The organism is Neisseria sicca VK64, from assembly GCF_000260655.1.
Lineage (GTDB): Bacteria > Pseudomonadota > Gammaproteobacteria > Burkholderiales > Neisseriaceae > Neisseria > Neisseria sicca_B.
On the sequence record NZ_AJMT01000086.1, the window covers coordinates 1 to 10,764 of the forward strand.

7 protein-coding genes are annotated in these 10,764 nt (G+C 52.5%); all 7 read right to left on the reverse strand.

Annotated features, from left to right (window positions below; all coding sequences use genetic code 11):
* Window positions 1-13 precede the first annotated feature (13 nt).
* The 7 genes from HMPREF1051_RS05075 to HMPREF1051_RS05105 all read right to left on the reverse strand — a co-directional run bounded on the left by HMPREF1051_RS05075 (window position 14) and on the right by HMPREF1051_RS05105 (window position 10,306).
* On the reverse strand, window positions 14-511 hold the full coding sequence (locus tag HMPREF1051_RS05075; RefSeq protein WP_231286266.1) for a hypothetical protein: 498 nt from the start codon (window positions 509-511) through the stop codon (window positions 14-16).
* A 140-nt stretch (window positions 512-651) separates the two neighbouring features.
* Window positions 652-1,569 (reverse strand): permease-like cell division protein FtsX, encoded by a 918-nt coding sequence (ftsX, locus tag HMPREF1051_RS05080; protein WP_003765321.1) that lies wholly within the window; start codon window positions 1,567-1,569, stop codon window positions 652-654.
* Window positions 1,566-2,216: a cell division ATP-binding protein FtsE gene (ftsE, locus tag HMPREF1051_RS05085; RefSeq protein WP_003765335.1), complete on the reverse strand. Its 651-nt coding sequence runs from the start codon at window positions 2,214-2,216 to the stop codon at window positions 1,566-1,568. Before ftsE ends, ftsX begins: the two co-directional genes overlap by 4 nt.
* A 560-nt stretch (window positions 2,217-2,776) precedes the next feature.
* A complete protein-coding gene (locus HMPREF1051_RS05090; RefSeq protein WP_003765325.1) occupies window positions 2,777-4,381 on the reverse strand; it encodes a sigma-54-dependent transcriptional regulator in 1,605 nt (534 codons plus the stop codon).
* Entirely contained in the window at window positions 4,374-5,963 is a 1,590-nt protein-coding gene (locus HMPREF1051_RS05095; protein ID WP_003765319.1) for a sensor histidine kinase, read from the reverse strand. The genes HMPREF1051_RS05090 and HMPREF1051_RS05095 overlap by 8 nt, the downstream gene beginning before the upstream one ends.
* 164 nt (window positions 5,964-6,127) lie before the next feature.
* A complete protein-coding gene (gene parC / locus HMPREF1051_RS05100; RefSeq protein WP_003765332.1) occupies window positions 6,128-8,437 on the reverse strand; it encodes a DNA topoisomerase IV subunit A in 2,310 nt (769 codons plus the stop codon).
* A gap of 339 nt (window positions 8,438-8,776) precedes the next feature.
* Window positions 8,777-10,306 (reverse strand): ABC transporter permease, encoded by a 1,530-nt coding sequence (locus HMPREF1051_RS05105; RefSeq protein ID WP_003765337.1) that lies wholly within the window; start codon window positions 10,304-10,306, stop codon window positions 8,777-8,779.
* Window positions 10,307-10,764: the final 458 nt, after the last annotated feature.

The window sequence follows — 10,764 nt, forward strand, 5'->3', positions numbered from 1 at the left end:
GCTGATACGAAACTTATCTCATAATACCTAACGGATTGTAAAACACACTGAAATAGAGATCTTCAAAGATATCCTGATCGTTTGAGTTTTGCTGATACCCAAGCCCTATTAAGCCGACAGCCCATATCAGACAAACCATGATTGCCAACCTGACAATCAGGCGCTGTTTGTGCGGCATAAGGCTACACAGCCAATCTGCACATAGAAGCATACCCGACATCACCCAAACCACATATCCCCAACCAAATACACCAGATAACCCAAATATCGACCCCGGTATCATCAGGGTTAACATTAAACAGGGTAACAAAGGCAAGATCTCTTTCTCATCATTCAATCTGATATATAAAACAATAAAAATTACATTGGCAAATGTAGGCCAACCCAACGGAAGCCACAAGAAAAATAAGCCTGTCGACCAAATTAGCAAACCCATAGCTCCATTCACGGCAGGCAAGCACAAGGATAAGATGAACAGTATCTGCGCCATCCTTCTCAATAATTTGCTCAAACTTAGGTCATAGTCGAGTGGTAGTAGATTTCCCTGCATATTATTTCCTTATACGATAAATGACGGGCAATCAAAGGTCGTCTGAAACCTTGTTTTAGAGTTTCAGACGACCTTTTTGCCTTTGCTTCAATCCGATGATTTTATTTCTTTGCCCTAAAGCCCAACAGATGCTGCGTGGTGGCAAGCCATGCGCCGAAGACGCCTAGGGCGATGACGAAGCCAAACACCAGCGAAACTTCACTGAAATGGAAGAAACGCCAGCCGATATTAAGGCCGTAGGGTTTGAAGATGGCATCTACCAACGGACGTACGGCGGAGAGCAGCCAGCCGCACAGTCCCAAACTGACAGCGGCGGAGAAGATACTCTGCCACATGGCTTGATAGAGGAAGGGGCGGCGGATGAACGATGCGGGCGCTCCGAGCAGCTTGGTGATTTCGATTTCTTCTTTGCGGCTGAGGATTTGCAGACGGATGGTGTTGTGCGCGACAAGGACGAACGCCATACCCAGCGTCAGCGAAAGAAACCATAAAATTTTGCGGATGAACTCGTTGATTTGATACAGCGTTTGCACCCATTCGGTGTCCATGGTGGCGGATTCGACCATGGGCAGCTTGACCATATCCTGATAAATCGCCTGCATTTGTGCGGGCGGCGTAGCGGGATCGGGCGTTACGATAAATGCGTCGGGCAAGGGGTTGCCGTCGAGCATGGAAACGAGGTTTTGATCGAGGTTGGATTGCAGCTCTTCCAAGCCTTCCTGCTTGCTGATGAAACGGATTTTGTTGAGGCGCGCATCGCGTTCCAACAGGTTGCGGACAGTATCGCTGTCGGCTTTGGAAGCGTCGGTTTCCATATAGAGCGTGATTTGCGGCGACTCGTTGAGCTTGCCTAAAACGCTTTGTCCGCTTTGGATGCCTAAATACATGAAAAGCGGCAGAGTCATGGCAACGGCGAGCATCAGGAGGGTGAGCAGCGTGCCGACGGGCTGGCGCAGGAGTTGTTTGAGCGCAGTGCGCGCGGATTCGACGTGCAGCGAGACGTAGTGAATGATGCTCATGCGAGTCGTCCTTTCGAGAGGCGCAGGATGCGGTGGCCGTAGTCTGCCATGAGGGTTTCGTCATGGGCGGCGACGATGACGGTGGTTCCTGCTTCGTGGAAGGTTTTGAACAATTCCATGATGTCGAGCGCGTAGGCGCGGTCGAGGTTGGCGGAGGGTTCGTCGGCAATCAGGAGGCTGGGTTGGTGGACGACGGCGCGGGCGATACACAATCGTTGCTGTTCGCCGCCCGACAGGGTCACGGGATCGTCCAATTCGCGGCCTTTCAAGCCGACTTTTTCAATGGCGATGCGGGCGCGTTCTTCGGCTTTACGCGGCTGATAACCGATAATCCGCAGCGGCAGGATGACGTTTTGCAGGACGTTGCGGTCATAGAGGATTTTGTGATCTTGGAACACGATGCCGATATGCTGGCGCATGAAGCCGATTTGGTTGTCGCTCAATTCGCCCAAGTCTTGGTTGTTGAACCACACTTTGCCTTTGCTGGGTTTGGTAATACCGGAAATCAGCTTGAGGATGGTGGACTTGCCGGAACCGGAATGGCCGGCGATAAATATCATTTCGCCTTTTTTGATTTGGAAGCTGACGTTTTTCAGGGCTTCAAAACCGCCGGGATAGGTTTTGGAAACTTGTTCGAAACGGATCATAAGGTATTCCTGGAAAGGGGTCAGGACAAACTTATCCACAGTTAATCCACAAAAGGATGCACTATCGGAGATAGGTCGTCTGAAAAATAGGATATGTGCCGAATTATAAAGATTTCGGCGTTTTTTTGATAGTTTGCTCAGATATGGACGGCGGTAGGCAAAGCGTCGGACTGACGGCTTTACAACACAATATTACAGGCGTGATTGTCGCCACCATTTCATAGTGAATTAACTTTAAACCAGTACGGTGTTGCCTCGCCTTAGCTCAAAGAGAACGATTCTCTAAGGTGCTGAAGCACCAAGTGAATCGGTTCCGTACTATCTGTACTGTCTGCGGCTTCGTCGCCTTGTCCTGATTTAAATTTAATCCACTATATTCAACCGTATTTATCCACAAATCTCCTAAAACAGGGAGGTCGCCTGAAATTTTTCAGACGACCCCTGAGCATAATAATCATCAAAAACCGCGTATCCGACCGAAGCGCAGATACGCGGTTTGAGATTTGAAGCACATCTTCGGGGCTTGCTTCCTAAACGTGCAGACAATGCAAAGTGCAAACTTAATTGATGTCCAAACGTTCCATACGGTAGCGCATGGAACGGAAGCTGATGCCCAAAAGCTTGGCTGCTTGAGTGCGGTTGTAACGGGTTTGCTGCAACGCCTGTTCGATAATGCCACGCTCGATTTGGTCAAGGTAATCTTGAATCTGCATGGTGCGCGGGTCAAACGGCGGAAGCGGCTGGTGATCCAAAGTTTCGCCTTTTCGTGTTTCGGAATCAGCGATGTCGTCAAGGCTGAGGTTTGGATGGTCGTTTTTGGGCGTCGTCGTGTTTTGGATTTGCAAATCATCCAGCTGGATAACTTGTCCGACAGTCAGGGCGACGGCGCGTTCGAGGATGTTTTCGAGTTCGCGGAAATTGCCGGGATAGCTGTAATGCAGCAGGGCTTCTTGCGCTTTGGGGCTGAGTTTGTAGGTTTGCGTACCGTGGCGGTGTTTGTAGAGCAGATACAAAATCAGCGCACCCAAGTCTTCACGCATTTCGCGCAGGGGCGGCATGTGCAGGGTAACGACGTTGAGGCGGTAATATAAGTCTTGACGGAATGCACCGCTGTCAACAAGGGCTTCGAGGTTTTTGTGGGTGGCGCAGATGATGCGGACATCGACGAAAGTTTCGCGGGCATCACCGATGCGGCGCACAGCTTTTTCTTGGATGGCGCGCAGGAGTTTGACCTGCATGGCAAGCGGCAAGTCGGCAACTTCGTCGAGGAACAGCGTTCCGCCGTCGGCGTGTTGGAAGAAGCCGAGACGGTCTTGGTCGGCGCCGGTAAAGCTGCCTTTTTTATAGCCGAAGAATTCGCTTTCCATCAGGTTTTCAGGAATCGCGCCACAGTTGACCGCGATAAAAGGCTTGTCGGCGCGATCGGACAATTCGTGGATGGTACGCGCAGCCTGTTCTTTACCAGTACCCGATTCGCCGGAAATATAAACGGGCACGCCGCTGCGGGCGAGGCGGCGGATCAGGTGGCGGACTTCGACCATTTGGGGCGAACTGCCGAGCAGCCGCGGCATATCTTCTTCGCCGCCTAATTCGGGCACGTCTTCGTTCGCACGCATGGCGATTTCGCCGGTGGCAAAGCGTTCTTTCATGGAACGCAGGCTTTCGGGCACGGAGACAGAACCGCTCAAGTCGCGTTTAGGCGGCTTGGGTGGAGTTTTAGGCTTGTTGAATGCGGCAGCGACGGGCGCGGACGGTTTTTCGGTTGGCGGCTGGGCAATTTCGTCGGTGCTGTTGGAAACAGAAACGGCGGATTTAACCAGCGAACGCAGTTGGGAAAGGGTAATCGGCTTTTGCAGGTAGTCGAACGCACCCGCATTAAGGGCTTCGACCGCCTGGTCGGCATTACCGAAAGCGGTAATGACGGCGACAGGGGTGTCGAGCATGAGTTCGTCTATGTATTGGACGACTTCGAGGCCGGAGCCGTCGGGCATCCGCATATCGGTCAAGACGAGGGAATAGTCGTTGTTGTCGAGCTTGTCTTTGGCATCTTCTACGCCGACGGCGGTCTGCACGCGCAGCCCCATCTTCATCAGCGTCATTTCCATCAAGTCACGGATGTCGGCCTCGTCGTCGACGACCAATACTGGGTCTTGCAGCTTACTCATTGTGTTCTCTCGGTAAAATCAGTTCGAATCCATTCATTTCGGGGTGGTAATGGAGTTGGCCCATATTGGCGTGCGCCAGTTCGCGGGCAACGTACAATCCCAATCCCGTACCCTGTTTTTCAGTGGTGTAGAACGGCTCGAAGAGATGGTTGCGGACTTCGGGCGAAATGCCTTTGCCGTTATCGGCAACGACGATGGAAATGTGCATCCTGCCGCTGGGGCGGATCAGGACGGTAATCGCATTCTCGTCCTGACGGCTGTGCCGCCACGCGTTATTGCAGAGGTTCCACATGATTTGTTGGATGTGCATCACATCAGCGAGGACGGTAAGGTTGTTGCCGTCCATGTTCATGCGCAGGCAGCCGATGGCTTCGGAATTGTTGAGCGTGAACTCTTGTTTGAAGTCGAGCCAGAATTTCATCAGGTTGATCGGCTCGCGGCTGATGTTGTCGCGCTTGTTGAGCAGGGAGATGTCTTCCAACATTTTGTCGATGCGCTGGATGTTGCTGTCGATGATGCCGCAAAGCTTGGCTTTAACGGGATCGGGTTCGGCATCGTCATCACTTTCCTGCAGCAAATCGCTGGCGTGACGGATGGCGGACATCGGATTGCGGATTTCGTGGGCGAGGTTCGCGGTAAGCTGTCCGAGCGAGGTGAGCTTGGTGGACATGGCCTCTGCCGCGACTTCGCGCAGCGAACGGACATACAGCATGAGCAGTTCCGTCTGTTCCTGAATCAGCGGGACGGCGCGGACGTGCATGGCGTGTTGGAAGATGTGGATATCGGTTTCAAACGGTTTGTCGGGATGATATTGCCAGCGTGTAACCAATTCGCCGAACACGACTTCCTGCTGGTCAACCACCAAACCGGGGAAATAGGTTTTTGCCTGTTTGTTGAAAAGCCAAACGCGCTGGGTACTGTCGATGACGATAACGGCTTCCTGCACGCGGTTGAGAACGAGGCGGTTCAATCCGCTGATGCGGCGGTAGGCAAGCTGATGGCGGCTAGCAGATTCGGTCGCCTGCTCCAGATAGCGGGCGGCGAACGAAGTCAGCATGGCAACGAGGTAACACGCGCCGCAGAGCAGGACCGTAGTAATCAGGGGCTGCGTATCCCAATCAAACGGATGCAGGCGGATGCTGCCGTCGAGCAGTAGATTGAAGAAGAACAGCATGGACGCATAACCTGCGTACAGCATGGGATAATGCCCGTAGCTGAGGAGGCAGGACGTCGCGACGAAAGGAAGGACAAGGATGCCGAAGCCCGAATCGACTCCGCCGGCAATATACACCAGTATCATCATCATCGAAATATCGACGACTGCGCTGGCATTGGGCAAATCCAAAGTCTGCCATTGCCAGTCCGGACGGGCGACGGATAACAAGATGAGGAAAGAATACAGCGCTGCCCAGCTGTAAAATTCGACGGGAGGGAATGACATGCCGATATGGGTGCCATTACTGTAAACGCCGAAAGCATGCATAACCAACAGCGGCAGCACGATGGCAATGCGGGCAATATTGATTAAACCGGGTATCCGCTCGCTCAGGTTTCCCAGTTCCTGAAAGCCGGACTTACTCATATCCGCAACCCTTTTCGTTTATTTTTATCATTATTAGTACCTGTTTTTGAAATCGTTCTGCAATATTTCCGCAGACGGTCGTAAATATTTTTTTAATTTTGTCAGCATAACATAAAACGACCGTGTTTTCTAGGTTTTCAATGTGTTATCGTTTCCTCTGTTGCTTATTCGGAAGCTGCGGACAAGGTTTTCAGACGACCTGAGATGTCCAAAACCTTCCCTTTTTTGCCGCGTTTGCCCTCGATGTCGCAAATGCGCAATTTTTCCTGATGCGCCGCACCGCGCTTGCCGACGGTTTCAACGATGAATTCCGCAGCCGTAGTTACGAGGACGTGTTCCAAAGACGCGCCGTCGGTCAGCGACATCAACTGCAAACCGCGCCCTTTGGGCATGACTTTGAGTTCGCCGATGGAAAACGCCAAGAGACGGTGGTCGCTGCTGGCCAGTACGATTTTGCAGTCGGGATTGATGAGCGAAGAAGCATAGACGGCAATCGGCGGCAGGACGGTTTCGCCACTGTCCACAGTCATCACCACTTTGCCCGCTTTCACGCGTCCGACCATGTCGCCCAGCTTGGCGATGAAGCCGTAGCCGCCGCTGCCTGAAAGCAGGTAGTGCTGTTCGGGCTGACCGGTGAGCATGGCGACGGGTTTGGCGCCGTTTTGCAGCTCGATTAACGATGAAACCGGCACGCCGTCGCCGCGCCCGCCGGGGATTTCGGCGGCATCGAGCGTGTAGGTTCTGCCCAATGAGTCGAGAATGACGACGGGTAAAACAGTGCGGCCTTCAAGGGTTTGCTTGAGGCGGTCGCCTTCTTTGAATGCGGTTTGGCTCAAATCAAGGTTGTGTCCGGCCCGGCTGCGTATCCACCCTTTTTCCGACAGAATCAGCGTGATGGGTTCATCGGCGGTGGTCTGTGTCAGCACGGCGCGTCCGGCTTCTTCCACCAGCGTGCGGCGCGCGTCGCCGAACTGCTTCATGTCCGCCTGCATCTCTTTGATAATCAGCTTGCGTTTTTCGTTTTCGTCACCCAAAAGGATATTCAGACGACCTTGTTCTTCGCGCAACTCGTTCAATTCTTTTTCGAGTTTGAAACCTTCCAAACGTGCCAACTGACGCAGGCGGATTTCCAAAATGTCTTCGGCTTGAATTTCGGTCAACCCGAACGCCGCCATCAAATCGGTTTTAGGGTCGTCTGATTCGCGGATGACTTTAATCACTTCGTCAATGTGCAGAAAGACTTTCAGACGACCTTCAAGGATGTGCAGCCGTTTTTCCACTTGGTTCAAACGGAATTTCAGACGACGTGTTACGGTCACGACGCGGAAATCCAGCCATTCCTGCAAAATCGTTTTCAGGTTTTTCTGCGCGGGGCGGTTGTCCAGCCCCATCATCACCAAGTTCATGGACACATTGCCTTCCAGCGAAGTCTGCGCCATCAGCGTGTTGATGAAGGTATCCGTATCGATTCGGCTGGATTTTGGTTCGAACACCAGGCGCACGGGATGCTCGCCGTCGGACTCGTCGCGCACGCGGTCGATTAAATCCAGCATCAGCTTTTTGGTATTGAGCTGGTCTTGGTTGAGCTGCTTTTTGCCCGCTTTTGGTTTCGGGTTGGTTTGTTCTTCGATTTCGGCAAGGATTTTGGCAGAATTGGCGTTCGGCGGCAGCTCGGTCACAATCACGCGCCATTGTCCGCGCGCCAGCTTCTCGATTTCATAACGCGCACGCACGCGCACGCTGCCCTTGCCGGTTTCGTAAATCCGGCGCAATTCGTCCGCCGGCGTGATGATTTGACCGCCGCCGGCAAAATCGGGCGCGGGAATATATTGCATCAGGTCGGCGGTTTCCAGCGTCGGCTTCTTCAACAGCGCAATCGCCGCCTGCGTGACTTCGTTCAAATTGTGTGACGGAATTTCGGTCGCCATGCCCACCGCTATGCCTGACGCACCGTTGAGCAACACCATGGGCAGACGGGCGGGCAGATGCAATGGCTCGTCAAACGCGCCGTCGTAGTTCGGCACGAAATCCACCGTCCCCTGATTGATTTCGGACAACAGCAATTCCGCAATCGGCGTCAGCCGCGCTTCGGTATAACGCATCGCCGCCGCCCCGTCGCCGTCGCGCGAACCGAAGTTACCGATGCCGTCGATTAAGGGATAGCGCAAGGTAAAATCCTGTGCCATCCGCACCATCGCTTCATAGGCGGAACTGTCGCCGTGCGGGTGGTATTTACCCAAAATCTCACCAACCACGCGCGCCGATTTCACCGGCTTCGCCCCCGCCGTCAAACCCATATCGCGCATGGCAAACAAAATGCGCCGCTGTACGGGCTTCTGGCCGTCTGAAACTTCAGGCAGCGCACGGCCTTTGACCACGCTCATGGCGTATTCGAGATAGGCGCGTTCAGCGTACTGACCTAAGAGCAGGTAGTCTTCGCCGACAGGGGATGGGACGGAAACGTGTTCGTTCATAAGGAAGCTGGAATGAAAGATAAAGGAAGGTATTGTAAAGGATAGCGAATGAAAATAAAAATGTCGGGGCATGGTTTCGCCGCGTATCTTTTTATAGTGGATTAACTTTAAATCAGGACAAGGCGACGAAGCCGCAGACAGTACAGATAGTACGGAACCGATTCACTTGGTGCTTCAGCACCTTAGAGAATCGTTCTCTTTGAGCTAAGGCGAGGCAACGCCGTACCGATTTAAAGTTAATCCACTATAGAATTGCTAACAATCTAAATGGATTTGAGGTCGTCTGAAATGTTTTCAGACGACCTCTATAAACATCATGCTACATTTCAAAAGCGGACATCAAGTCTTTTCACGTTCGTCCAGCAGCAAAAACACCATCAGCGACAGCAGCATTAAAACCGTCGTCAACACCATTGCCCGCGCATAATTGTCCTCCCCTGCCCTACCCAGATACGAATAAATCAAAGTGGTCAGCGTCTGCCATTCCGGGCGCGACAAAAACAGCGTGGCGGCAAATTCACCGATACAGGTTGCCGCCGCCAAAGTCAGACCGCGTCGCAAAGCAGGTTTCAATAATGGAGCGGTCACATACAAGGTCGTCTGAAAAGCATTTGCCCCCATACCGCGCGCAGCCGACACATAATCTTCAGGCAAATCGTCCCAAGCTGCCAGCACATCTTTTGCCACAAACGGATACGCCAGCAACGCATAAGTAGCGACCAACAAAGGCAGCGATGCCGTCCATTGCGGATAAAGCAGCAATATACCGGCGGCAATGCAGACAGGCGAAACCATAAACGGCAAAAACACCAAACCGCGTACCCACGCCACCCGTCGCGCAACCGCCGCATACATCACCCCCAGTACAACCGCCGTCAAAACCGCCATCCCCGAAAACCGCAGCGTATTCCATCCCGCCGCCAAGGTTTCCTGTTCCAACAACACGCCCCAAGACCCGCCTGCCGATGCCGCCAGAAAAACCACCGCCACCAAAGGCAACAGGCAACACAGCAGCAACACCATTAAAGAAAAACCCAGCAAAACACGTTCGCCCAAAGATTGCGGGCGATGAGGCAGCAACGCACGAACCGCCTTATCAGAAGCCGTTTGCCGGCTCAAATACGCATACAGCAGCCCCGCCAATGCCGTCACACCCAACACCATCCACACCAAAACCGACGCCTGAGCCATATCCAGCTCATACATCACCAACTGATAAATCTCCACCTCGACCGTCGCATAACGGCTGCCGCCGAGCAACAAAGCCAGTCCGAAACCCGAAAAACAATACAAAAATACCAAACAAGCCCCGCCCGCCAACCAAGGGCGCAACACCGGCCATTCCACAAAACAAAACCGCTGCCAAGCCCCCGCACCCAGCGTCTGCGCCGACTGCAACCTCGCCTGCGGCACCTGCAAAAAACCCTGATACGCCGCGCGCACCAACACAGGCAAGTTGAAAAACACATTGCCGTAAAGCAACAAATAAGGCGTATCCTGCCAGCCCCCCCACAACACACCGTTTGCCCCGAACAAAGCCAACACCCCCACCCCGACCACCAAAGTCGGCATCACAAACGGCAGCATCAAAAGCCGCAAAATCATCTCACGCCCGCGAAACGACAACCTCGCCAACGACCACCCCACCGGAATCCCAAGCAATAAAACCAGCACACAAGTGACCGCCGCCTGAACCACCGTCCAAACCAAGCGATGCTGCATATAATCATCAGCCAATACCAACGACCAAGCCGACCCGTCATAAGCCGCCATCGCCACCAATGGCGCAACCACCATCACCGCCAAGAAACCCAAAGGCAGCAGCGCAAGCAAAACAGTGGCAGGAAACGAGCGAAACGGAGTTTTCATGGAACGGATAGGCAGGGTTTAAAACAGATATTGTAACGGATACGAAGCAAAGGTCGTCTGAAAAGGCAAATATGATTAGCCCATGCCGCTTCGCAAATGGCGATTTTAGATTACAGCAGATTTGATGTGTGATGAAATATCTTCAAAAGATAACAACAGCCGAAGCATTCAAACAAGGTGAACGCCATTAGTAAAGAGGCCGTCTGAAAAACTTTCAGACGACCTTTTTTAAAGTTGGGTTTTCAAACCAACTTACGCTGGCTCTAAAATGTAGGGCTTTTAATTTGTCCCATACCTACATGATCAATGTTAGGCTAGAGGTTTTTACATTTTTCATAAAAACCCTCGATGTTTTCAGAATAGCCATCTTTTTCTCTAATTAAGACATCTCCTTGACTACAAAACAAAATATGTGATGGGTATCTATTATATTTTAATGTTTTAATTCCGACCCAAAT

Bases quoted from the DNA above. Each gene is read 5' to 3' on its own strand.
- ftsX (WP_003765321.1), bottom strand. From the start codon at position 1,569: ATGAGCATCATTCACTACGTCTCGCTGCACGTCGAATCCGCGCGCACT.
- ftsE (WP_003765335.1), bottom strand. From the start codon at position 2,216: ATGATCCGTTTCGAACAAGTTTCCAAAACCTATCCCGGCGGTTTTGAA.
- HMPREF1051_RS05090 (WP_003765325.1), bottom strand. From the start codon at position 4,381: ATGAGTAAGCTGCAAGACCCAGTATTGGTCGTCGACGACGAGGCCGAC.
- parC (WP_003765332.1), bottom strand. From the start codon at position 8,437: ATGAACGAACACGTTTCCGTCCCATCCCCTGTCGGCGAAGACTACCTG.
- HMPREF1051_RS05105 (WP_003765337.1), bottom strand. From the start codon at position 10,306: ATGAAAACTCCGTTTCGCTCGTTTCCTGCCACTGTTTTGCTTGCGCTG.
- HMPREF1051_RS05095 (WP_003765319.1), bottom strand. From the start codon at position 5,963: ATGAGTAAGTCCGGCTTTCAGGAACTGGGAAACCTGAGCGAGCGGATA.